Source organism: Bacillus sp. SA1-12 (genome assembly GCF_000981385.1).
Taxonomy (GTDB): Bacteria; Bacillota; Bacilli; order Bacillales; family Bacillaceae; genus Metabacillus.
Map to the genome: position 1 here is coordinate 128,038 of NZ_LATZ01000003.1, position 24,148 is coordinate 152,185.

General features: G+C 37.2%; 24 protein-coding genes and 1 pseudogene. 17 read left to right on the forward strand and 8 right to left on the reverse strand.

The window, feature by feature from the left end; translation table 11 throughout:
- Positions 1-20: 20 nt before the first annotated feature.
- The gene (locus tag WQ54_RS03115) at positions 21-380 is read right to left on the reverse strand and encodes a DUF3899 domain-containing protein (RefSeq protein ID WP_052737635.1); all 360 of its coding nucleotides are present in this window, start codon (positions 378-380) and stop codon (positions 21-23) included.
- Between the two features lie 391 nt (positions 381-771).
- Between WQ54_RS03115 and WQ54_RS03120 the strand changes: the two genes are divergently transcribed.
- The 7 genes from WQ54_RS03120 to spxA all read left to right on the forward strand — a co-directional run bounded on the left by WQ54_RS03120 (position 772) and on the right by spxA (position 8,045).
- Entirely contained in the window at positions 772-2,466 is a 1,695-nt protein-coding gene (locus tag WQ54_RS03120) for a peptide ABC transporter substrate-binding protein (RefSeq protein ID WP_046511985.1), read from the forward strand.
- A gap of 126 nt (positions 2,467-2,592) precedes the next feature.
- Positions 2,593-3,522 (forward strand): oligopeptide ABC transporter permease, encoded by a 930-nt coding sequence (gene opp3b, locus WQ54_RS03125; RefSeq protein ID WP_046511988.1) that lies wholly within the window; start codon positions 2,593-2,595, stop codon positions 3,520-3,522.
- Positions 3,522-4,544, forward strand: coding sequence for an oligopeptide ABC transporter permease (opp3C, locus tag WQ54_RS03130; protein WP_197089525.1), 1,023 nt, complete (start codon positions 3,522-3,524; stop codon positions 4,542-4,544). Before opp3b ends, opp3C begins: the two co-directional genes overlap by 1 nt.
- A gap of 20 nt (positions 4,545-4,564) precedes the next feature.
- Entirely contained in the window at positions 4,565-5,608 is a 1,044-nt protein-coding gene (locus tag WQ54_RS03135; RefSeq protein ID WP_046511994.1) for an ABC transporter ATP-binding protein, read from the forward strand.
- A 1-nt stretch (position 5,609) separates the two neighbouring features.
- Positions 5,610-6,548: an ABC transporter ATP-binding protein gene (locus WQ54_RS03140; protein WP_046511997.1), complete on the forward strand. Its 939-nt coding sequence runs from the start codon at positions 5,610-5,612 to the stop codon at positions 6,546-6,548.
- A 257-nt stretch (positions 6,549-6,805) separates the two neighbouring features.
- Positions 6,806-7,384: an N-acetyltransferase gene (locus WQ54_RS03145; protein WP_046512000.1), complete on the forward strand. Its 579-nt coding sequence runs from the start codon at positions 6,806-6,808 to the stop codon at positions 7,382-7,384.
- Between the two features lie 265 nt (positions 7,385-7,649).
- Positions 7,650-8,045, forward strand: a complete 396-nt coding sequence (gene spxA / locus WQ54_RS03150; RefSeq protein ID WP_046512003.1) for a transcriptional regulator SpxA — start codon at positions 7,650-7,652, stop codon at positions 8,043-8,045.
- A gap of 109 nt (positions 8,046-8,154) precedes the next feature.
- Here spxA and WQ54_RS03155 read toward each other — a convergent pair whose 3' ends face one another.
- Positions 8,155-8,829, reverse strand: coding sequence for a TerC family protein (locus WQ54_RS03155; protein WP_046512006.1), 675 nt, complete (start codon positions 8,827-8,829; stop codon positions 8,155-8,157).
- A gap of 343 nt (positions 8,830-9,172) precedes the next feature.
- On the opposite strand from WQ54_RS03155, the gene mecA reads away from it, so the two are divergent.
- From mecA to pepF, 5 genes are all read left to right on the forward strand, one after another.
- Positions 9,173-9,844 (forward strand): adaptor protein MecA, encoded by a 672-nt coding sequence (mecA, locus tag WQ54_RS03160; protein WP_046512009.1) that lies wholly within the window; start codon positions 9,173-9,175, stop codon positions 9,842-9,844.
- A 263-nt stretch (positions 9,845-10,107) separates the two neighbouring features.
- The gene (gene cls / locus WQ54_RS03165) at positions 10,108-11,619 is read left to right on the forward strand and encodes a cardiolipin synthase (protein WP_046512011.1); all 1,512 of its coding nucleotides are present in this window, start codon (positions 10,108-10,110) and stop codon (positions 11,617-11,619) included.
- Positions 11,620-11,966: 347 nt separating this feature from the next.
- On the forward strand, positions 11,967-13,175 hold the full coding sequence (locus WQ54_RS03175) for a competence protein CoiA (protein WP_046512016.1): 1,209 nt from the start codon (positions 11,967-11,969) through the stop codon (positions 13,173-13,175).
- A gap of 53 nt (positions 13,176-13,228) precedes the next feature.
- A complete protein-coding gene (locus tag WQ54_RS33335; RefSeq protein WP_156177655.1) occupies positions 13,229-13,402 on the forward strand; it encodes a hypothetical protein in 174 nt (57 codons plus the stop codon).
- A 138-nt stretch (positions 13,403-13,540) separates the two neighbouring features.
- Positions 13,541-15,367: an oligoendopeptidase F gene (pepF, locus tag WQ54_RS03180; protein WP_046512017.1), complete on the forward strand. Its 1,827-nt coding sequence runs from the start codon at positions 13,541-13,543 to the stop codon at positions 15,365-15,367.
- A 142-nt stretch (positions 15,368-15,509) separates the two neighbouring features.
- Here pepF and WQ54_RS34190 read toward each other — a convergent pair whose 3' ends face one another.
- Positions 15,510-15,677: a hypothetical protein gene (locus WQ54_RS34190; RefSeq protein WP_046512022.1), complete on the reverse strand. Its 168-nt coding sequence runs from the start codon at positions 15,675-15,677 to the stop codon at positions 15,510-15,512.
- Between the two features lie 596 nt (positions 15,678-16,273).
- Here WQ54_RS34190 and WQ54_RS03190 point away from each other — a divergent pair.
- Positions 16,274-16,711 (forward strand): NUDIX domain-containing protein, encoded by a 438-nt coding sequence (locus WQ54_RS03190; RefSeq protein ID WP_046512024.1) that lies wholly within the window; start codon positions 16,274-16,276, stop codon positions 16,709-16,711.
- Between the two features lie 71 nt (positions 16,712-16,782).
- On the opposite strand, the gene WQ54_RS03195 is transcribed toward WQ54_RS03190, so the two are convergent.
- From WQ54_RS03195 to WQ54_RS03210, 4 genes and pseudogenes are all read right to left on the reverse strand, one after another.
- The gene (locus tag WQ54_RS03195; RefSeq protein ID WP_046512209.1) at positions 16,783-17,658 is read right to left on the reverse strand and encodes a ClpXP adapter SpxH family protein; all 876 of its coding nucleotides are present in this window, start codon (positions 17,656-17,658) and stop codon (positions 16,783-16,785) included.
- Positions 17,645-18,079 carry a hypothetical protein gene (locus WQ54_RS03200; RefSeq protein WP_046512026.1) on the reverse strand — a complete coding sequence of 145 codons (435 nt, stop codon included), beginning with the start codon at positions 18,077-18,079 and terminating at the stop codon, positions 17,645-17,647. The genes WQ54_RS03195 and WQ54_RS03200 overlap by 14 nt, the downstream gene beginning before the upstream one ends.
- A 353-nt stretch (positions 18,080-18,432) precedes the next feature.
- Positions 18,433-19,055: pseudogene (locus WQ54_RS03205) on the reverse strand (lytic transglycosylase domain-containing protein).
- An 18-nt stretch (positions 19,056-19,073) separates the two neighbouring features.
- Positions 19,074-19,658 carry a CYTH domain-containing protein gene (locus WQ54_RS03210; RefSeq protein WP_046512027.1) on the reverse strand — a complete coding sequence of 195 codons (585 nt, stop codon included), beginning with the start codon at positions 19,656-19,658 and terminating at the stop codon, positions 19,074-19,076.
- A gap of 196 nt (positions 19,659-19,854) precedes the next feature.
- Between WQ54_RS03210 and WQ54_RS03215 the strand changes: the two genes are divergently transcribed.
- The 4 genes from WQ54_RS03215 (at position 19,855) to WQ54_RS03230 (ending at position 22,708) form a co-directional block, all read left to right on the forward strand.
- Positions 19,855-20,232 (forward strand): hypothetical protein, encoded by a 378-nt coding sequence (locus WQ54_RS03215; protein ID WP_046512030.1) that lies wholly within the window; start codon positions 19,855-19,857, stop codon positions 20,230-20,232.
- Positions 20,233-20,291: 59 nt separating this feature from the next.
- Positions 20,292-20,918: a GTP pyrophosphokinase family protein gene (locus WQ54_RS03220; RefSeq protein ID WP_046512033.1), complete on the forward strand. Its 627-nt coding sequence runs from the start codon at positions 20,292-20,294 to the stop codon at positions 20,916-20,918.
- A gap of 72 nt (positions 20,919-20,990) precedes the next feature.
- Positions 20,991-21,794, forward strand: a complete 804-nt coding sequence (locus tag WQ54_RS03225) for an NAD kinase (protein WP_046512036.1) — start codon at positions 20,991-20,993, stop codon at positions 21,792-21,794.
- Positions 21,795-21,811: 17 nt separating this feature from the next.
- Entirely contained in the window at positions 21,812-22,708 is an 897-nt protein-coding gene (locus WQ54_RS03230) for an RluA family pseudouridine synthase (RefSeq protein ID WP_046512040.1), read from the forward strand.
- A gap of 444 nt (positions 22,709-23,152) precedes the next feature.
- Here the strand turns inward: WQ54_RS03230 and prpE are convergent, their stop codons facing one another.
- Positions 23,153-23,884, reverse strand: coding sequence for a bis(5'-nucleosyl)-tetraphosphatase PrpE (gene prpE, locus WQ54_RS03235; RefSeq protein WP_046512043.1), 732 nt, complete (start codon positions 23,882-23,884; stop codon positions 23,153-23,155).
- Between the last annotated feature and the right edge of the window lie 264 nt (positions 23,885-24,148).

A 24,148-nucleotide genomic window follows, 5' to 3' on the forward strand; every position in this document is an offset into this window, starting at 1 on the left:
ATGAATTCAAGAAAAATGGGCTAACGATAATAATAAATAAAGAGAGCAATAAGCATGATTGCTAACATAAGGAGCCCATTTATTAGTAATGGTGAATAATGAAAAGTAATCATTTCAGAAATCGGCTTCATTTCTTTAACTTCATTTTTTGATAGCACCTTGCCTTTTGAAATAAAGGTTCTGCGAAATCCGTAGGTAATCCCATCGAAGAACCCGCCCTTAACCGTTATCGTTAAGAGGGCAAGGAATAAAAAAGCACCTGCAATAAAAAAGGAAAGATTGATGAAGTGTAACAATGTCAATTTATGGTAAATAAGAAATGATAGTAAAATTGTTGCACAAAAAGACACAATAAAAAGCATAAACGATTTAAAGAGCAAATTTAACCATCCTTTTCCAATTATTCAATAAGAACTATTATATCAAAAGAAAGGAGGGGTTAAAAATAGGTATAAAGCTATTCTGATAATATTATTTGAGTAAATATTCACAAAAGCCTTTATCAATAACGAAGAATGTTACTGATTTGTAATGTAAAATTACGTAAGATTTTGTAACCCTTTGCAAGTCAACGCGTTAAAGCGTTTGGTCGCGAAATTGGAAAAGGGTTACAAAAGTAACATAGGTAATTAGGACTATTTTTTTGTCCCGAATTCTTAATATTATTGCATTTTTGTAAATTTTATTAAAAAAATAAATGCATAATTGTTTGAATACTTGTATAATAATCGTTGTAAGTACAACTTGTATATATAAAAGGGAGGTCTATTAGTGAAAAAGTCGAAATATTTTCTACTTTTAGCTTTATCCCTCGTTCTTAGCATGTTCTTATCAGCATGTTATGGCGGAGGAGATGCCGGTAAAGAGACAGATACTGGCGGAGATGAAGGAAAAAAAGAGGCGGTACAAGAAATAACAGCTCTAGAATCTCAAGCAATTCCTTCTATGGATAGCGTAATGGCTCAGGATACTGTTAGTTTCACTACTTTAAATAACGTAATGGAAGGTTTATACCGTCTTGATCCAAACCAGGAAGTTGTTCAAGGTTTGGCTGATGGCGAACCAGAAGTAAGTGAAGACGGAACAGTTTATACATTTAAATTAAGGGATGCAAAATGGTCAAATGGAGACCCTGTAACTGCTCAAGATTTTGTTTTTGCTTGGCAGCGTGCAATCGATCCTAAGAATGCATCACCATATGGTCCATATATGATGGATGGTAAGATTAAAGGGGCTGCTGAAATTTCTGCAGCAGGTGCAGCGAAAAAAGAATACGATCTAAATACATTAGGCGTTAAAGCAATTGATGAGAAAACGCTTGAAGTAACGCTAGAAAGACCAATTCCATATTTTACATCGTTAATGGCTTTCCCAACATTCTATCCGCAAAACCAAAAATTTGTTGAAGAACAAGGTGAAAATTACGGGAAAACAGCTGAAAACTTAGTATTTAACGGTCCTTTCACATTATCTGATTGGGGTGGAAGCACAGCTTCAGAATGGACATATTCTAAGAACAAGGATTACTGGGATGCTGAAACAGTTAAGCTAGAGAAAGTACAATGGAATGTATTGAAAGATTCTCAATCATCTGCAAATGCATTTGAAACTGGCGAAGCTGACGTCACTGGTAAACTTTCATCTGATATCGTACCTCAATATGAAGGTGACGAACGTTTAGTTACATGGTTAGAGCCGACAATTTTCTGGTTGAAATTTAACCAAAAAGAAAATGAAGCTTTAAAAAATCCTGATATCCGTAAAGCAATTGCACAAGCGATTAACAAAGAAGATTATGTAAATAGCGTTTTAAACAATGGTTCAATTGTTGCAAACTATGCAGTGCCGCAAGAATTCGCTAAGAATCCTGAAACAGGTAAGGATTTCCGTGAGATTAATGGCAATGAATTGCTTCCTTATGATGTAGAAGCAGCAAAAGCTTCTTGGGAAAAAGGATTAGCTGCTTTAGGTACTGATACAGTTGAAGTAAGATACTTAGGTGATGACACTGAAAGTGCTAAGAAAACAGCTGAATACATTAAAAACCAATTAGAAACAAATCTTCCTGGTATAAAACTTAAAGTCGAAAGCGTGCCATTCAGCGTACGTTTAGATCGTGAAAATTCTCAAGATTATGATATCCAATTAGCTGGTTGGGGACCTGACTATCTAGATCCTATGACGTTCTCAGATTTATGGTTAACAGGCGGAGGAAACAATAAGATGGATTACTCCAACGAGCAATATGATAAGTTAGTAAAAGATGCGCAAACAACTTTAGCTCAAACTCCAGTTGAGTACTATGATGCTCTTGCTCAGGCAGAAAAAATCTTGCTTGAAGAAGATGCTGCGATTGCACCTCTTTATCAACGTTCATCTAACGTATTAGTAAATGAGAAAGTTGAAAACTTTACTTATCACCTAGTAGGGCCTGAATATAGCTTTAAATGGACTTCAGTTAAATAATGAGCAACAAGTTATGACAATGTAGGAAGAAAGAGAGTATATTTTTGTCAATATACTCTCTTTTCCCTTGTTAGAAAATTGTCGAACATTGTTGAAAATTCAAAATCTTTTGGGAGGTGCACTCATATGGCGAAATATATTACTCAACGTGTTATTTACATGATTATAACTCTATTTTTAATTGCCACGTTTACATTTTTCCTCATGAAAATAATCCCTGGTACACCTTTTACGAATGCTGGTAAATTATCTGAAACACAGCTTACCATCATGAAAGATAAGTATGGTCTGGATGAACCAGTTCCTGTTCAATATATGAACTATATGGTGAATATGCTGAAAGGGGATTTAGGAGTTTCCTTTCAATTTGATAACGTTGGTGTTACAGAAATTCTAATGAATAGCATTGGACCATCAGCTGTACTTGGATTTCAAGCTATTTTATTCGGAACATTTTTTGGCATAATTCTTGGAGTAATATCAGCGCTGCGCCAAAATACGTGGGTTGATTATAGTTCAACGTTTCTTGCTGTGTTGGGAAAATCCATTCCATCCTTTGTTTTTGCAGGATTACTTCAATATTATATAGGGGTTAAATTAGGATGGTTCCCAGTCGCGTTTTGGCGAGGTCCGGAATATTCCGTTATGCCAACAATTGCTTTAGCTATGTTTCCGCTCGCAACCGCCGCAAGGTTTGTGAGAACTGAAATGATCGAGGTCTTAGAATCAGATTACATCACACTTGCAAAGGCTAAAGGGGCAAGCTGGTTTGACATTGCCTTCAAGCACGCGCTTCGAAATGCATTAATCCCAGTCATAACAGTTTTAGGACCATTAGTAGTCAGTTTAATGACAGGTTCATTAGTTATCGAAAAAATCTTTGGAATTCCGGGTCTTGGCGAGCAATTTGTTAAATCAATTACTGTAAATGATTACCCAGTTATAATGGGAACAACGATCTTATTTGCAGTCTTGTTTGTCATCGTTATTTTAATTGTAGATCTTCTTTATGGAATCATTGATCCGCGGATTCGTATAGCGGGAGGGAAAAAATAATGGCACAAGAAAAAATCTCAAAAGATATGTTTTCACCCGCGCAGTTAGATACAACTAAAAGTGAAAAAATTTCAAAGCCTAGTCTAAGCTACTGGCAGGATGCTTGGCTTCGTGTTAGAAAAAACAAAGGTGCCATTATTAGTTTAGTCATAATAGGACTCTTAACAATTATGGCTCTTGTAGGTCCCCATATAACTGGACATGGTTATGATGAGCAAAATTTAAAGCATAATAACCTTCCGCCAAGAATTCCAGTATTAGAGAATATAAGCTGGCTGCCGTTTGATGGTAATTTGGAAAAAAAGAATGGGGATGTCTATAATGCGTATGAGCAAAAGGGAGTCGATGAATATTATTGGCTTGGTACTGACAGCTTAGGACGCGATTTATTTACACGTGTATGGAAAGGGACTCAAGTTTCTTTATATATTGCTGTGTTAGCTGCTGTTATTGACATGGTTATCGGTGTTTTGTATGGTGCAATCTCCGGTTTTGTCGGCGGTAAAACAGATAATGTGATGCAACGTATTATCGAAATTCTTGTGGGAATTCCGAATCTGGTGGTTGTCATCTTGATGATTATTTTGTTAGATCCGGGTATTATATCCATTACCATTGCCTTGACGATCACCGGATGGGTTGGGATGGCGAGGGTCGTTCGTGCCCAGGTTATGAAATTAAAGCAGCAGGAATATGTGCTAGCCGCAAGAACACTTGGACTTTCAAATGGTAAAATTATTTGGAAACATCTGCTTCCAAACCTAGCAGGTGTCATTATTATCAATACAATGTTTACAATACCGAATGCAATTTTCTTTGAAGCATTTTTAAGCTTTATTGGTCTTGGTTTACAGCCGCCACTAGCTTCATTGGGTACCCTAATTGATGATGGATTTAAAGTACTTCAACTTTATCCATATCAAATGATCATACCCGCAATTATTATCAGTTTAATTATGATCTGTTTTAATATGATTGCAGATGGACTACGCGACGCATTAGATCCAAAAATGCGTGACTAGAAAAGGCAGGTGAAGGATAAATGGAAAAAATGTTAGAAGTGAAAGACTTGCACATTTCATTCCATACGTTTTCAGGAGAGGTGCAGGCCATACGCGGTGTTAATTTTGATTTGCTAAAAGGAGAAACACTGGCAATTGTTGGGGAATCTGGTTCAGGGAAATCTGTTACAACAAAAGCGGTTATGCGTTTGTTGCCTGAATCCAATTCTGAAATTAAGAAAGGTGAAATTCTTTTTGAAGGAAAGGATTTAGCGAAATTATCCGGCAAAGAGATGCAAAAAATCCGCGGTAAAGATATATCGATGATTTTTCAGGACCCAATGACTTCGTTAAACCCGACGATGAAAGTGGGAAAACAAATTATCGAACCAATTGTTAAGCATCAAAAATTGAGCAAAGCTGCTGCAAAAGAGCGTGCCATCGATTTGCTTCGACTCGTTGGGATTCCTCAGCCAGAGCTGCGCTTTAATCAATATCCGCACCAATTTTCCGGCGGGATGAGACAAAGGGTTGTTATTGCGATTGCTCTTGCATGTAACCCAAAGGTGTTAATTGCTGATGAGCCAACAACAGCCTTAGATGTAACCATCCAAGCGCAAATTTTGGAGCTTATGAAAGATTTACAGAAGAAGATTGATACGTCGATTATTTTTATTACGCATGACCTTGGTGTTGTCGCAAATGTAGCAGACCGTGTTGCGGTTATGTACGGTGGAAAAATTATAGAAATTGGAACGGTAGATGAGATTTTCTATAATCCGCAGCATCCATATACATGGGGCTTAATTAGTTCAATGCCAAGTCTTGAAAGTGAGGACGATGAGCTATACGCAATTCCAGGAACACCGCCAGATTTATTGGATCCTCCTAAAGGAGATGCGTTTGCGCCTCGTAATGAATATGCAATGAAAATTGATTTGGAAGAGCAGCCTCCAATGTTTAAGGTGTCTGATACACATTATGCTGCCACTTGGCTGCTTCACCCGGATGCGCCAAAGGTTGAACCGCCAGCTGCAGTAAAGCGGCGTCAACGTCAATTCCCTGAGAAAAAGGAGGGAAAGTAAAATGGCGAAACAAGAGAAATTAGTTGAAATAAAAAATTTAAAGCAATATTTTAATGTGGGCAAGCCTAATGAGGTAAAAGCAGTTGATAATGTTTCCTTTGAAATTTACAAAGGTGAAACATTAGGCTTGGTCGGTGAATCCGGTTGCGGAAAATCGACAACTGGAAGAACGATCATTCGCTTATATGATGCGACTGATGGGGAAGTATTATATAATGGAACGAATGTTCACGGAAAAAAATCAAAAGCACAGCTTAAAGAATTTAATCGCAAAATGCAGATGATTTTCCAAGATCCGCAAGCCTCCCTGAATCCAAGAATGAAGGTTTCAGATATTATTGCCGAGGGAATCGATATTCACGGTTTAGCTAAATCGAAGGCAGATCGGATGAAACGTGTTATTGAATTACTTGAAACGGTTGGATTAAATAAAGAGCATGCTAACCGTTATCCGCATGAGTTTAGCGGCGGACAACGTCAACGTATCGGAATTGCCCGTGCTCTAGCAGTGGAACCAGAATTTATCATTGCTGATGAGCCGATCTCTGCACTGGATGTTTCCATTCAGGCACAGGTGGTTAACCTGATGAAAAAGCTTCAAAAGGAAAAAGGGCTTACCTATTTATTTATTGCCCACGACCTTTCTATGGTTAAATATATAAGCGATCGAATCGGAGTTATGTATTTCGGAAGATTAGTTGAGCTTGCAGATGCGGATGAGCTTTACAATAATCCAATTCATCCGTATACACAGTCATTATTATCTGCCATTCCGCTGCCGGATCCAGATTATGAGCGTACCCGTGTAAGAAAGTCATATAATCCAAGCCAACACAACTACAAACCAGAAGATAAAGTAGAATTCCGTGAAATCAAACCAGGTCACTTTGTCATGTGCTCACAAGCGGAATTTGAACAATATAAAAAGCAGTATTCATAAGAATGGTAAAGGTTGCCTTTTCAGAAAAGGCAGCCTTTTTTATGTGGTATGGAAACTTGCTGAAGTGGTTTAATTCCTAAAGTAGATGGTTCAATTCTCAGGAGCACATGTTTCAATTCACAGTAAGTCGTTCATATCAATGGTTCAGAAATTCAAGTCTTATGGACCATATTGGTAAAATATTTCCATGTTTATTCCAAAAAAAGAAGGGTATATCTAAATATGGGAGAATTTATTAAAGATAAGGGAGTAGATGTATGAACTGGTATAAGAAGTTAAATCAGTATTTTCCCATAGAAGAAATGAAATCGAAGGAGCATATGGAGGCTTTGCTTAAAGAGAGAGCTGACATTTATCATAAGGATGAGGGTAAGAACCATGTGATGATGTATGCTGAGCTTGATGATTTTATTTTTATTGATTATATCTTTGTTTCAAAAGATGCTCGTGGAGAAGGACTTGGTCATAAGCTGCTGGAAAAGCTGAAGAATAAAGGGAAGCCGATTATTCTTGAGGTAGAGCCTGTTAATTATGAAGACTCGGATACTGAGAAAAGGTTAAGGTTTTATCAAAGAGAGGATTTTAAGCACGCTGATTCAATAGGCTATGAACGACGTTCTTTAGCGACAAATGAAGTGAATAAAATGGAAATTCTTTATTGGGCTCCTAATCATGAATCAGAAAAAGATATTTATAACGCCATGATTAAAACATACAAGATGATTCATACATACAAGGATAAGGAACTATATGGAGAGTCATATCAGCCAGTGAGCGAGGTTTTGACCCTAGATGGGGAAGGGAGAAACAAGAACATTTTCGATGAGTTAAGTTAATTGAGAATGTGATCTGAAATAAAATAAAGTGAAAATCAGCTTTTAATTCAAATTAATTTATAAAAAACACTCCTTCATAATCCCGGTATCTATAAGGAATATTAATGAATGTAATGGTTTTGTCACACTTTTAATTTAATTTCTATATGCATACTTACTTTTTTATAGTATAATCAAAATATGATTTCTTATTTAAAGTAATTTCAATTTCTATTCACTATATAATTGATGTAACTCATTCTATAATTAGAGGAGTGAAGGATGAATGGTAACATTATATACATCACCAAGTTGTACTTCATGCAGAAAGGCGAAAGCTTGGTTAGAAGAACATGATATAGCATATATTGAACGAAATATTTTCTCTGAGCCTTTAACGATTCAAGAAATTAAAGAAATCTTAAGAATGACAGAGGACGGTACAGATGAAATTATTTCGACTCGTTCGAAGATTTTCCAAAAGCTAAACATTAATTTAGAGTCAATGCCGTTGCAAGACTTATATAATCTAATTCAAGATAATCCAGGTCTTTTGCGCCGTCCGATCATTATTGATGAAAAGAGACTGCAAGTGGGATATAACGAAGATGAAATTCGCCGTTTTTTACCGCGACGAGTTCGTACCTATCAGCTTAGAGAAGCACAGCGCTTAGTTAATTAAATTATCCAAATATGAGGCATATCTAACGAATGTAAACTTAACCTTCAACATGATATATTGGCATATTCAGGTTAATCGTGGTATTCAAAAGATCTGCCTCTTTTTTCATTTATTCGCTTCTTTGATCACGGATCAATTGTTGATAGAGCATACCTCCTAAAAGGATAAAGGCTGTAGTTAAATAAGGTAAGCTTTGTGCTAACAGGGGATGTGATATGTAAAGGAAATAAAGTTGATTCTCCTGTGCCATCATTTTTCCGGCTGTAAGTGCAAGTAAACCGCCGCCAACATAAATCAGCATCGGGAACTTAGTCATCAGTGTAAGCACCATTTTGCTTCCCCATATAATGATAGGTATTGAGATTAATAAGCCAATCGCAACAAGCATCGTATGCCCATGGGCAGCCCCAGCAACCGCAATCACATTGTCAAATCCCATTAATAAATCAGCAATAACAATTGTTTGAATAGCTTTCCAAAGTGAGCGATGACTTTTAATGTTATTCGTTTGATCCTCTTTCCCTGTAATTAAATGAAAGGCAATGTACAAGAGAAAAACACCGCCAATAAGCTGTAAGAAAGGGATTCCTAATAAATAAACAGCAACTAATGTGATAAAGACTCGGAAGATTATGGCCAACATTGTCCCTAATATGATGGCTTTATTTCGCTGATGAACGGGTAGGTTGCGGCATGCCATGGCAATTACAACAGCATTATCTGCGCCAAGTACAAGATCAATTCCTATGATCGCTAATAAAGATAAAAGAAAATCCTGTTCCATGTGTAGACCCTCTTTCAGGTTATTGACTGCTCGTACATGTATATGAGCATACGGAAAAAATATGAGTACAAATCTATATAGGTAAAATAACTGTTTTTGTAAATTCAGAGTTTTTTTATTTCCTTTAAGAGTGTTTTATCATAAAATAGGAGTACAAGATTCTTACACCATTGAAGGTTTTGAATAAAGTGTGGTGTTACTCTTACTTGTTAAGGTTATGCCGGCATACTTTCTCTTTATCCGCGATTAAATTAAGCGCATTTTGGGTAAAGTGTAGTAAAGTACAACTGCCCTAGAAGGGGGTTGTCCCTTCAACATCTCAAATAGAAGGGAAGGTTGAGTAATGGAAATAGAACGTATTAACGAAAATACCGTTAAGTTTTATATTTCGTATTTAGATATAGAAGAGCGTGGTTTTGACCGTGATGAGATTTGGTACAATCGCGATCGCAGTGAAGAACTTTTCTGGGAAATGATGGATGAAGTTCATGAGGAAGAGGACTTTATGGTTGAAGGACCTCTGTGGATTCAAGTACAGGCGCTTGATAAAGGCTTGGAGGTCATTGTGACGAAGGCTCAAGTGTCAAAGGACGGGCAAAAGCTTGAACTTCCTATCTCAGATGAAAAGTTAAAAGAGCTGCCTGTTGATGAAAATATCGAATCATTACTGGAACATCACTTTAATAAATCTGATAACTCAGATCATGGCCAGTCAGATGATTTCGAGCACCAGCTGCAATTTGTCTTTAAATTTAATGATTTAGAAAATCTTATATCTTTGTCTAAATATTCATTATCAGCAGGAATGACGAACGATTTATATTCTCTTGACCAAAATTATTACTTATACATTGAGTTTGATGATGAAGTACTTGATGAAGAAATCGAGAATACTTTGAGTATCATACTCGAATATGGACAAGAGTCAAAAGTGACGATCCACCGCCTCGAAGAATATGGTAAAGAGATTGCAAAAGACCATGCACTAAAGGTCATAGGGAAATACTTTTCATAAACAACAGTCGATTTCAATTGAAATCGGCTTTTTTTATGAAGTAAATTGCAGATATTATCATGAATATCGTAAAGGACATGTCATTACCTTATTGGACAATAAATTCCTAACTGTAGGTTAAGATCTAGCTGTATAGATATAAACCAATAAATAAAGACTATAGATATTCAAAACGACACGTTTACATACTAAACATGGTCTCAAGGTTCGTTCGTTTCATCTAATTAAGGAAGTAAGAATAAGAAAATAAGCAGGGTGAATCCATGAAAAATAAATTCCGTTTGCTGCTATTTGCTGCAGTAATTGCTTCCGCCATTTTACTTACCAAAAACCTTTGGGGAGAGTGGGTTATTGGTACAGTAAGCGTGCTCTTTACATTGTCAGTTATTTTTATTTGTATTGTCATTTTTCTGGAAAATCGCCATCCGTCCTATACGATCACATGGCTGGTTGTATTAGGTGCATTTCCATTAGTTGGCTTCATCTTTTATTTGTTTTTTGGGAGAAACGTGAAGAAAAGGCGTTTATTTGCTAAAAAAGCATTAACTGATGAAAAGGCTTATTTAGAAATTGAAGGAAATCGATCCTCGTATCAAGATAAGATGAACCATATGGGTGAGCATCAGCAATTGTTATTTAAGTTGGCACATCGATTAGGCCATAGCCCAATTTCGTTTGGTACAAAAACGAAAGCACTGACAGATGGTATTGAAACATTTGAGCATATTTTCCGTGAATTAAAAAAGGCAAAACATCACATCCACCTTGAATATTATATTGTCAGGCATGACCAAGTCGGCCAAAAACTAAAGGAAGTCTTAATTGAAAAAGTAAAAGAGGGTGTTGAGGTCCGCTTCCTCTATGATGCTGTAGGCTGCTGGAAATTATCTAAAAATTATATCAGAGATTTGAATAAATCAGGTGTTGAGATGATTCCTTTTTTACCTGTTCGCATCCCTCTTTTAAATAATAAAATTAACTTTCGAAATCATCGGAAAATCATTGTCATTGATGGGACAGTTGGCTTTGTTGGCGGCTTAAATGTAGGTGATGAGTACTTAGGAAAGAACAGCCATTTTGGTTATTGGCGTGATACGCATCTTTTACTTAAAGGGGAGGCTGTTCGAACATTGCAAATGATCTTTTTACAGGATTGGTATTACATGACAAATAAAAAGCTTCCATCCTCCATCTATCTAACAACCTCATTCGATAAGCCAGAACAAACAGGCGGCGTTCAGTTGATTGCAGGCGGACCGGATAATAAATGGGATGTAATCAAAAATTTGTTTTTTTCAATGATTATTTCTGCAAAGAAATCGATCTGGATCGCTTCTCCCTATTTCGTTCCGGATGAGGATATACTTTCGGCATTAAAGGTCGCAGCACTAAGCGGGATTGATGTCAGGCTCATGGTACCGTTACGTCCTGATAAAAGAATTGTTTATTATGCTTCCAGATCGTATTTTCCTGAGCTTCTTGATGCAGGGGCAAAGGTATATGAATATACAAAAGGGTTTATGCATAGCAAAATTATCATTGTGGATTATGAGCTTGCTTCAATTGGAACATCGAATATGGATATGCGAAGCTTTCATTTGAATTTTGAAGTGAACGCCTTTTTATACAGGACGGCAAGCACGCAAAAGCTAGTTGATGAATTTATGAAGGATATTGAACTATCAAGGGAAATCGTCATGGAGGAATATGCAAAACGTGCCTTCTATAAAAAGCTCTTTGAATCAACAGCAAGACTTTTATCTCCATTGCTTTAAGTGTATAAGCATGGGAAACTGTCCCCATGCTTTGTTTCTAAAAGGCTGTTTTTCCAAGCTAGGTTTTTTATAAATGAAATAGTTATAAATGTTCTTCTTGACGTAAGGAGAGGGACTAGCAACGGGGCAGGTAAGACATTTGCAGCCATTACTCCGAGGAAGCTCACTGCCCGCCACGCGGAAAGCAATCATATCTCGATGCAATCAACCACTCCGCACTACTATGAAATAGCAACAAATTTTGTGAAAACAGCATTTTTAGAAAAGAAAATACAATTTCCTCAATTTGATAAAAATGGTGGAGGTATGGATAATAAAATCCATACCTAGTGAGGAGTGATGGATGCTTGTTTGTAGCTTATGATGAAAAAGGTGTTCTTATAAATGTCGCTGAAAAAAAGTGGACAAAAGAAGATTTAATTAAGCTAAGAGAAGAGAAGACATTTCATTGTCCAACTTGCTCAAATGAACTGGAGTTAAAAATTGGTTCGATTATAACTGCTCATTTTGCCCATAAAAGATTAACAGGATGTCAGGCAGAGGGGCGACCTGAAAGTACATATCATATGCAAGGGAAACAGGATCTATTTGAGTGGCTGAACAATCAACCAAAGATTGGTGAGGTTCAGCTTGAACCATATCTTCATGAGATTAAGCAACGGCCGGACTTATTATTTTTAAACGGTGATGAAAAGATTGTGATTGAATTTCAATGCTCTGCCATCGACTCTAGCTTATTGAATAAAAGGACGAAAAGCTACAAAGAGGCAAATATCATGAGCTTTTGGATATTGGGTGCAATATCTCTTAAAAGAACGGGGAAAATGTCCTTTCAGCTTACTCCCTTTCAGTGGTTTTTTACACGGATCATAGAATCGCAAAGCCAGCTTTTTCTTTATTCTTACTGTTCAAACCTTAAATCCTTTATTATCCTGCAGTCGATCATTCCATTTTCTTCACAATCAATTATTGCAAACCATATAACCTATCCCCTTCGTTCAACCTCTTATTTTGATCTTCAGAAATTCCATCTAAATAAGAGAAATCTTATGTTAGCATGGATAAATAAAATCAGGCGGTTTCGCCTTAAAACGATTAGCTTTATGGGAAAGGATGCTGCTGCTCTTAATCTCTTCCTTTATCAGACAAAGCATTCGCCTCTTACTCATTTGCCTTCCCATGCTTTTCTGCCGCTCCATTCTAATTATTTGATAGAATCGCCTGTTTATGTATGGCAAGGATGGATCCTGCTTTATATTGAAAGCATTCCGCTTCAATCAACCTTTTCCTGCCAAGATGTATATCACTATATGGCTAAGAAAGTAAGAGAAGGAATCTTAAAGATTCGTCATTTACCACATATAGACCTCGATTACTCCTATGCAATTAAAGATTATTTGCTAAGGTTATGCGGTTTTTCAATCATTAAACAGCTGCAAAAGAACGTCTTTTTTAAGAAAAGACTCATACTTTGGCCAACGAGCTTGGACGAATTATTGAAAACAGATGAGGAGATCGGAAGAGACTTTGCTAGTAATCACACCATACTTGAATAGCAATTTATTTTTTGAACAAATTAAAAGGGAGATATTAACAAAGAGGTGATCATATGTTTAATAAGAGACGAGGGCGAAATCCTTTTCTTTTCACCATTTCAATGTTGGGGGCTGGTGCTGCAGCTTTCTATTTGACAAAAGAAGCCAGACAAGGTCAAGATAGAGATAACACCATTCATTCATACTCACCTGATCATCCATTGGATTACAGCCGAAATGATGGTTAATAGACTTATGCGGAGAGACATGATGATTGGGGGATGGGTATGAAGCATAGAATAGTACTCCTTGTGACAGCACTTACATTCATAAGCTGTACCAATACAGGCTCCGCATTTGCAATTCATTCTAAAGGGGGAAGCGCAATGGCCGAACAAACAGCAGTTAAAAAACTACCAACTAGAAGTGAAATTAAACAAGAGGATACCTGGAGATTAGAGGATATCTTCGCAACGGACGAAGCGTGGGAGAAGGAATACGGGGAAGTTAAAGCCGCGTTACCAAAGCTGGGAGATTTCAAAGGAAAGCTTGGCGACAGCGCTACAGCGTTATATGAGGCACTCTCGTATCAAGATCAAGTAATGGAGCGTCTTGGCAAACTTTATACATATGCACACATGAGATATGATCAAGACACGACAAACTCAAAATATCAAGCATTAAATGATCGCGCGAGAAATTTATACACACAAGCATCAAGTTTAAGCTCCTATATTGTTCCCGAGCTTTTGTCGATAGAAGAGGGAAAGATTAAACAATTCATCGAAGAAAAGGAAGAGTTAAAGCTTTACAAGCATTCTCTTGATGAAATCAATCGTCAAAGACCGCATGTCCTTTCTGCAGAACAGGAAGAATTATTAGCGCAAGCTTCAGAGGTATTAGGCTCCTCAAGCAATACGTTTGGCATGCTTAATAATGCCGACCTTACATTCCCGACCATTAAGGATGAAAATGGCGAGGAAGTTGAAATCACCCATGGCCGGTATATTCGTTTCTTAGAAAGTGAAGATCGCAGAGTAAGGGAAGATGCCTTTAAAGCGGTTTATAAGACATATGGTGATTTTAAAAATACATTTGCCAGCACTTTAAGCGGTCAAATAAAAAAGGATAATTTCAGTGCGAATGTTAGACATTATGACTCAGCAAGACATGCTGCTTTAAGCAGTGACAATATTCCTGAGTCTGTATATGAAAACTTAATCAGTACGGTGCACGATCACCTTGACCTTTTACAGCGTTATGTGAAGCTTCGTAAAGAGGTGTTAAAGCTTGACGAGGTTCATATGTATGATCTTTATACACCGCTTGTGAAAGATGTAAAGATGGAAGTAGCCTACGATGAGGCGAAGGATTATATCCTAAAAGGACTTGAGCCTTTAGGAGAAGAGTACATTTCGATTCTAAAAGAAGGCTTTGAAAATCGTTGGGTTGATATTCATGAGAATAAAGGGAAAAGAAGTGGTGCCTATTCATCTGGCGCATATGGAACAAATCCATATATTCTTATGAACTGGCAGGATAATGTAAATAATTTATTTACTCTTGCTCATGAATTCGGTCATTCTGTGCATAGCTACTATACACGCAAAGAACAGCCATATCCATACGGAGATTACTCGATTTTTGTTGCAGAGGTAGCTTCAACCTGTAATGAGGCTTTGTTAAATGATTATCTATTAAATACAATTAAGGACGAAAAGGAACGCCTTTATCTTCTAAATCACTTCCTTGAAGGCTTTAGAGGAACTGTCTTCCGTCAAACAATGTTTGCTGAATTTGAACATATTATTCATCAAAAGGCTCAAGAAGGCGAACCTTTAACTCCTGAGTTGTTAACACAAATCTATTATGATTTAAACAAAACATACTTTGGCGAAGATATTGTGGTGGATGAAGAGATAGGTTTAGAATGGGCTAGAATCCCTCATTTCTATTACAATTATTATGTTTATCAATATGCAACAGGCTACAGCGCTGCAACAGCCTTAAGCAAGCAGATTCTAGAAGAAGGCAAGCCTGCAGTTGATCGATATATTGACTTCTTAAAAGCGGGAAGCTCTGATTATCCAATTGAGGTTCTGAAAAAAGCAGGTGTTGATATGACTTCATCTGCACCAATTGAAGAAGCTTGTAAAGTATTCGAAGAAAAGCTAAAGGAAATGGAAGAACTTTTAGCAAAGGTAAATCATTAATTAAGATGAAAAAGGAATGCGACGATTATGCCGCATTCCTTTTTTCGCTGGTAAAATTGGAAAGATGCCAAAGAATCCGAAAAGTGCTGATAAAAGTAAAAAACCGCTGATAAAACTAGAACAGCGCCCCTACATTCGGTTGTTAAAACCCTTTAAATGTTTTACGGTGATTGATTAGATAAAGTGTTATGAAGATTGCAACAAATAATAGCGGTGATGTGATATAAAGAGGGATAATATCCATAAACGCTAAAGTATTAACAATAAACAGCAGTAAAGTTGCAATGCTTCCTGTAATGATCCACTTCATTTTTTCACATCCTCTTGATTTCTATTAGCTTAGCAAATAATAAAGTGGTTAAAACTGTGGGTAAGCACCCGCGTATCGGCTTGAAGCAAACTAAGGAAAAGAGTACAGTCAGTATGGCAGGATGTCTTGCTTTTGACTCCATAGCTATCCCGTCAAAGGGTCTAGCATGTTAAGAATAGTAAGGAAAGTAATTCTTCTATTCTTAAGTTTCTTATTTACCTTTGGCATAATTTGTTCTTATTACTGTATATGATAGAGGATGTCCGTTTATCCCACATTAGCTTTGATTAGGAAAATCATCTGAAAAAATTGATTGTGACATTTCTGTGAAAAGCAGTCATCGGACTTGTCATATGTCGACAAGATTTGATATAGTATAGATGTGAAATTAATCACATACAAACATTTACCCCTTTGTTTGACCGTGAAAAATTTCTCCCATCCCCTTTGTTGTCGTTAAGACATAGAAAAAGACCCTGTACATTGGTATAGGGTCTTTTTATTTTGTTTTTATCAAATATATGATTTTTTGTCGAAAAATTTTTATGCCAACCATGTAAAATAGAATTAACGAAATAATAGAGAGGGGAAGCCGCATGGAAATAACAAGTGTCTATCCGGCCGTAACAGTGATTATCTTTGATAAAGAAGACAGGGTTTTGTTGCAAAAACGTTCAGACGTAGGGTTATGGGGGCTCCCTTCAGGGCATGTTGAGCCTGGAGAAACCGTGGAACAAGCAGCGAAAAGGGAAGTTTTTGAGGAAACAGGGTTGCGTATTGCGGTTGAGAAACTCATTGGAGTTTATTCGGATCCAAGTTCACAGGTATTTCATTATCCAGATGGCCGGGTGGTTCATTTTATTACAACTTATTTTTCTGCAAAGATTGTAGGCGGGGCGCTTAATGCAGATTTAAATGAGTCGTTGGAAGTAGGCTTTTTTTCTCCGGAGGCTTTACCGTCTAATTTGCTTAACATGCATCCTTGCTGGTTATCTGATGCACTTTCAGCTACTGAAAGAGGATATATTCGCTAGTTTGTAATAAGAAAAGGGAATGAACGATTTGGGTTCATTCCCTTTTGTATTTATATATAAGCTAGACATTTCTACCTGAGGTATCGCCAAAATGTTCCGTGCTTTGCTTGAACCCTTTCAACTGTTTGTGATAAGACAAGTTTTTTTAATTCTTTTTCTACTTCAGTCAAGGTCAAATTATAAACTGTTGCGATTTCTGTTGACGCGACAAATTGATAATGCTTTAAAAAGATCTCTATCGGAGGTGTATGTGATGGTTTAATCGCGTCACCAATAAGTTCCTCCAAAACGTGTACATATAAATCATAAGAATAAATGCCAGTAATTTTTAATCCTTCTTCTTCTACATCTTTACTAAAAAAGGCAAGGGTTGGAATTTCGTGCACATCCATTTCAGAGGTGACTTTTAGATCACATTGCAATGCCTTGGCAGCACTCTCTGAGTGAAGATCCTTTTGAAATTCTGTCACATCCAAGCCCACATCTCTAGCAATTTTTATTAACATGTTTTCTTCTGAAATATTTTTACTCTCAATGAATAGCTGCTCTTGAAGCTTTCGCAAATACCGTATTCCTGCTTTTCTTCCTTGGAGCTCTGCCGATTTTATTGCTAACGATGCCGTAAAAGGCTTTGAGAGAGGATTGTCAATCCAAATGTTTCCATCACAGGACATTCCTGTGCGACTAGCAGTTTTCTCCCATGCTTGGGCTAAACTTTCAGGTTTTTTTCTCTTTGCAATATTCAAAGTTGCAAGACGTCCGCTAATAATATGCTTTAATGTGAAAAGACGGCCATACTCAATTTGTAATTTCTTAATAATTGGCTCAAGTGCCCAGCATTCTGGACTTAATGGGTCAACAAACATATAGATCTCTAAAGGTTTGTCCGGATGCCCGCTACAATGAGAGAAAAAGAGAGAAGCGTTCTTTTCCTCATGATTGTTCATCATTGTCATTAACCTCTTTCTGAACAATGCCATTTTCGTCAGCTTCAGACGTATTTACCATATGATGAGCCGTAAGTTGAAGACGATGCAGAAGAAAATCCTTAAGTTCACCCTCAAGTCCCACTTCCTTCATGGCTTCCTTCATGCAGCTGATCCAAGCATTAGCCCGTACAGGAGTGATTGGAAAGGGCAAGTGCCTGGCTCTTAGCATTGGATGTCCATGCTCTTCGGTATAAAGCTGAGGCCCTCCAAGATACTGTGTGAGAAATTGTTTTTGTTTCCGCGCTGTTTCCGTTAGGTCATCAGGAAAAATTGGAGCCAATATAGGGTGTTTTTGTACTTTTCCATAAAAGCAATCAACAAGTTGCGAAAGAGTCTCTTCCCCTATCGCTTCATATGGTGTTAGGTATTGATCAGTCATGTTGATAACTCCTTTTAACATTTTTGCTAATTAACTGTACTTGAGATGGGACCTTTATGCAAAATCGAATTTTGTGTATGTTTATTTTAACAAGCGGTATTATTTATCTCAAACAAATCGCTCGGACGTCTTTGTAATTTAGTCCTATTATATGTGAAAGACAGGTTTGTATGAAGGAAATGGGCATGTGGTTTCACTAAAAATTACCTATTTAACAAAAAAGATTGTTTAAACAGCTTAAAATAAATAGAATGCTTAAAACAAAAGGATCAGATCATGCAAAACACTTATAGGACCTTTGAGGTGCCGAAAAATGGTGTTTTTTAGCAGGATCTGACACTTTTGAGAAAGCCTTATGCATAGTAGCTTGAGGTAATGTTCCTTACATAATTTTGCGTTTCTTTAAATGGAGGGATACCTCCGTATTTATCAACATTCCCAGGGCCGGCATTGTAAGCAGCTAAAGCCATTGGCACATCCCCATTATATCTGGTCAGCATTTGTTTTAAATATTTTGTACCGCCATCAATGTTTTGAACCGGATCAAAGGGATCCTCTACACCAAGAGAACGGGCAGTTGCCGGCATCAGTTGCATTAATCCAAGCGCCCCTGCAGGCTTTTTGCGTTTGCTTTAAACCCAGATTCCTGTTGAATAACCGCCTGGATGAGCTTTGCATCAATCCCATATTTTTCTGCGGCATTTGCAATGATTTCATCTATGTTTCCCGCTTGAATGGAAATTTCATTGTTCGCTGACTGAACATGTATCGGTGATGCTTGTTCGATCACGGCAGAAATCGTATTTAAAGAAGGTGCTGATTGCTTTGTTGTCTTTTGCTCTTCAGGAGCAGTATTCAATAAAGATTGTAAAAGCTCTTGGAAGTTCGCAGCAAATGAAGCAGGTTGACTGTTTGTTGTTTGATTATTAAAGCTTTGCAGGGCTTGAAGCTCGATTAGGGTTTTATAGTACTTCATTTTTATATCCAAAGCTGCCTACTCCATTTCTTTGTATTTTTGCTCATAAAAACGGCGAATTTTATTTTTTGTTTCACGAATTGGAATGTTTACGTTATTTAATAATTGAAGAAATTCAGCTTTACCTAATTCTTCATCCTGAACCTCATATTCAAGCTCATAATCCTCTACTGTTAAATATTGGCTGTGATCGAGAACAATTAAACCATTTTGATATTTTTTTTCAGCTCTAAGTGTCGAAAGTGTTCCAAAATACGTAATTGTTTTCGCATCAACACCTAGAAATACAAGACGGTCGCTAATTTGTCCATTTATGAGTTTACCAGTTGAAATCATTTCGTCTGCGCCTTGCTTTGTAATGAGTTGATGTGTTTCTAATAACCCAATGCTTGCCGGTTCTTTTAAGGTGATAACGTAGTTTTCCTGCTTTTTTCGAATTCTTAGAGCTGCCCCAAGTTCTTTTAATGAAAAATGCGGGGTATCAAAATAATGATTTTCTTGAAAGAAAAACTCATCATCCATTATTTGAAACTCCATTTTTAATTTGTTAAATTCCGCTTCAGTAAGTAAATTTTTAAATTCAATCTCTATTTCCTGTGACATATATAAATCCTTTCTGCCGCTTCAATTATTTATGTTTCATTTTATCTTGCCATTTAAGAGGAGGTCTGCCTTGTTCCGTTGTTAAGCACTTTTTACTTTTCATATTATCTCTTGTTCGGTTTCAACTAGCAATGTTATCACGAGACATTTTAATATGGTAAAATAATCTTGTAATGTGTAACGGAAGGAGATTTATATGAATAAAAGAATAGAATTAACGAAAGCAACGATAGATAATAATCATTTAATCTTAGAGCCTGATTCCTTTCCTAATGAATTAGCAGAGCTGCAGGCAAAAGGACAAATGCTTGTTGATTCAGACCAACTCGCTTTTATCTATATTTTAGAAACAGCTGATGAATTTGTCTACGCAGGATTGCCTCACACAATTTGGAAAGAACTAAAGGAAGCAAAGGATAAAAGCCTAAAGGTTATTTTAAAAATAAAAGAAAATGAAATAGAATTAGCAGATATACTTGATGAACTTGATTACCTATTAGAAAATATAAAAGGTAATGCCAATTATGGAGAAGAAATGGAGAATAAGGTTGTGGGTTTATTTTCCCTAACATAAATTTCTTTTACATGATGAACGAGCAGTACAACTGGTGCGGTGGCTTAAGGGGGATATTTATGCTAAGTGAAGATTGGAAGTTATTTTTAGCTCCTTATAATCAAGCTGTAGAGGAGTTAAAGGTTAAGCTTAGAGGAATTAGATCACAATATGAGCTTCAACATTCAAATTCTCCAATTGAATTTGTTACAGGACGAGTAAAGCCGATTGCGAGTATAATTGATAAGGCGAAGCGTAAAGGGATTCCAATGGATAAATTGGAGGAAGGCCTGCAGGATATAGCGGGAATTCGGATGATGTGTCAATTTGTTGATGACATTAAAGTTGTCGTGGACATGTTGAAAAATAGAAATGACTTAAAAATTGTCGAGGAACGGGACTATATCACAAGCAAAAAGGAAAGCGGTTATCGATCCTATCATGTTGTGGCCGAATACCCTGTTCAAACCGTTCATGGAGAAAAGAAGCTGCTTGTGGAAATACAAATTCGAACATTGTCAATGAATTTCTGGGCAACGATCGAGCATTCGTTAAATTATAAATATAGCGGGAAAATTCCTGAAGATATAAAAGCACGACTAAAACGAGCTGCTGAAGCAGCCTATTCTTTAGATGAAGAAATGTCCCAGATAAAAGGAGAAGTTCAAGAAGCACAGGCCATATTCTCAAGAAAAACAGAAAAATAAATCATTCTGTATAATGGGACGAAAAGCATTCTGTTGATGGAAAGAATCCGAATAATAAAGGGGACGAACCGTATGAAATTTGCTATTACATCAAAGGGTGATTCTGTTTCAAATTCGATTATGCAAAAAATGAAAACCTATCTTGTCGATTTTCAGCTTGAGTATGATGAGGATCGTCCAGACATCGTTATTTCTGTAGGCGGGGACGGAACTCTTTTATATGCATTTCACCGTTATCGCTCAAGATTAGATAAGACCGCATTTATTGGTGTACATACAGGCCATCTTGGATTTTATGCAGATTGGGTGCCTGATGAGGTTGAAAAGCTTGTGATTGCAATAGCAAAAACACCTTACCAGGTTGTTGAATATCCAATTTTAGAGGTAATTGTCCGTCATAATGATGGCGGGCGTGAAGCGAAGTATTTGGCTTTAAACGAATGTACTGTAAAAAGCATTGAAGGAACCCTTGTAATGGATGTGGAAATTAAAGGACAAACCTTTGAAACGTTCCGTGGAGATGGCCTTTGTATTTCAACACCATCAGGAAGTACGGCCTATAATAAAGCATTAGGCGGTGCCATTCTTCATCCTTCCTTACGGGCGATTCAGCTCGCTGAAATGGCATCAATCAATAACAGAGTCTTCCGTACAATCGGTTCTCCTCTCATCTTGCCTGAGCATCATACATGCATGTTGAAGCCGGTAAATGATGTGGACTTTCAAGTTACCATTGACCATTTAACTCTTTTGCATAAGGATGTAAAGTCAATACAGTGCAGAGTGGCAAATGAAAATGTAAGGTTTGCCCGATTTAAACCTTTCCCATTCTGGAAAAGGGTACGCGATTCCTTTGTAGGAGATTTAGAACGCTAAGTAGGAAGGTTTTTATCATGACATCATTTCGGCTGCAATGGACGATTACAGAGACGGATGCTGGCAAATCGGTATTAGCATATGTAAAAGAAAAGAAAATTTCAAAGCGTGCATTAACAGATATAAAATTTAATGGCGGTGACATCTTAGTAAATAATGTCCATGTAACGGTCCGTTATCTTCTTCAAGAGCGTGACACTCTTACGGTTATTTTTCCGCAGGAAGAGAGAGGCTCAGGTCTAGAGGGTGATGATGTTCCGTTTCACATTGTTTATGAAGATGACCATTGCTTAGTGATTGATAAGCCGCCGTTTGTCCCTTCCATTCCATCACGTGAACATCTTAGGGGTACATTAGCAAATGGATTGATCCGCTATTATGAACAACAGAAGATCCCTTCTACCATTCATATTGTCAATCGATTAGATAAGGACACATCAGGGCTAATGCTTGTCGCAAAGCACCGGTTCGCCCACTCCTTATTTTCTGATCAGCAAAAGAAAAAAGAAATTCACCGTACATATGAAGCGATTGTTCATGGCGTTATCACCGAGGAGGCAGCAACAATTTCAAAGCCGATAGGCAGGAAACAAGACAGCATTATCGAGCGTGAAGTAAGAGAAGATGGGCAGCTAGCTGTCACACATTTTCAAGTGCTTCACAGGCTTCATCATAAAACACATATTAAGCTTGTACTTGAAACAGGTCGCACCCATCAAATTCGTGTTCATCTTTCTTCAATCGGACATCCGCTCTGTGGGGATACATTATACGGTGGAAGAGCTGATGAAATGAAGCGCCAAGCTCTTCATAGTTCTCAGCTGTCGTTTTGGCACCCATTGCTAGAAAAGGAGTTTCAGTTTATTTCTAAACTGCCAGAGGATATGAAACATATAATCACTAATCAAAGATAAGGGGTTTACTTTAGAGCTACAAACAAGGAAAGGCCTTTATTAAGCTAATGAAGGCCATTTTTTTGTAGAAAAGCAAGGAAAGTGTCCTTCATAAAGCCGATGAAGGCCATTTTTTGTAGGAAAGCAAAGGAAGTGTCCTTCATAAAGCCGATGAAGGCCATTTTTTTGTGGGAAAGCAAGGAAAGTGTCCTTCATAAAGCCGTTGAAGGCCATTTTTTTGTGGGAAAGCAAGGGAAGTGTCTTTCATAAAGCTTATGAAGGACAGAACTTCATAAGAAAGCGAAGGAAATGTCCCTCATACCTCATAAAACCAAACGGCATTCGCAAGAAAGAGAAAGAAATGTCCTCTATAATTACAATTACTCAAAAAATATATCCCTGGTTTTTCAATAATTTTTGCACCCTAAAAGTGGCATCTTAAATCCAAAACAAGTGAGTTCTTTTTTATTCTCTAAACCGTGATTCATCATATGGAAGAGAAGACGGAACTGAAACGAGTTGATCCTCCGGATAACGATATGCGGTAAGCTTGTTGCCAAAGACTGCCCCAGTATCGATATTAATTGTGCGATTGATCCTTTTTGGTTCTTTAATTGGCGTATGTCCATAAACAATAAATGCATTTCCTTTATAATGCTTTGCCCAGTCACGGCGTTCTGGTGTTCCATCAGGGTTCTTTTTGCCAGTAATATCTCCATATAAGACAAAGGTTTTAACCGCATTACTTGTTTTTCCAATATAATCCTCGCGAATTCCCGCATGCGCGACAATTAAGTTACCTTCATCGAGTACCTGATACAATGGCGCCGATTCATATAGCCACTTAAATTGATGTTTCACTTCATTTTGCTTTTCTGGAGAAAGCGCCTCATATTCTGCAACAGTTGTTTCGAGACCATGGCTGATTTGAACTTTATTTCCGAGGAAAAAACGGTATAGCTTATTGCAATGGTTACCAGGTGAATAATATGCTTTTTTCTCTTTCATCAATCGATAAACAATTTCAATAACAGCCAAAGAATCCGGACCGCGATCTGTTAAATCTCCAACAAACGAAAGCATTCGATTATCTGGATGAATAGGAATTCCTGAACCCCAATCATACCCAAGCCGCTCTGTTAACAACTCAAACTCTTTCAAACAACCATGAATGTCACCAATTACATCGATTTTCAACAAATCCACCTCATTTTAACGGGGACAAAAAATGAGGGATAGTCCCCAATATTGTTATTTTTTTGATAGTTACTACTTCATATTTTTAGAATAAAGCGGTTTTGGGGAAAGTCCCCCAAACAAAAAAGCAAAAAAGAAAAGTACCCAATCATAGGGTACCATCTTTTATAAAAAGAAATTATAATTTTTACTCTTAGCTTTGATGCAGGAACAGTCAGGGCGAATTTCTGGCGGCAATTGAACATTACACTCCTTTTACGCTTA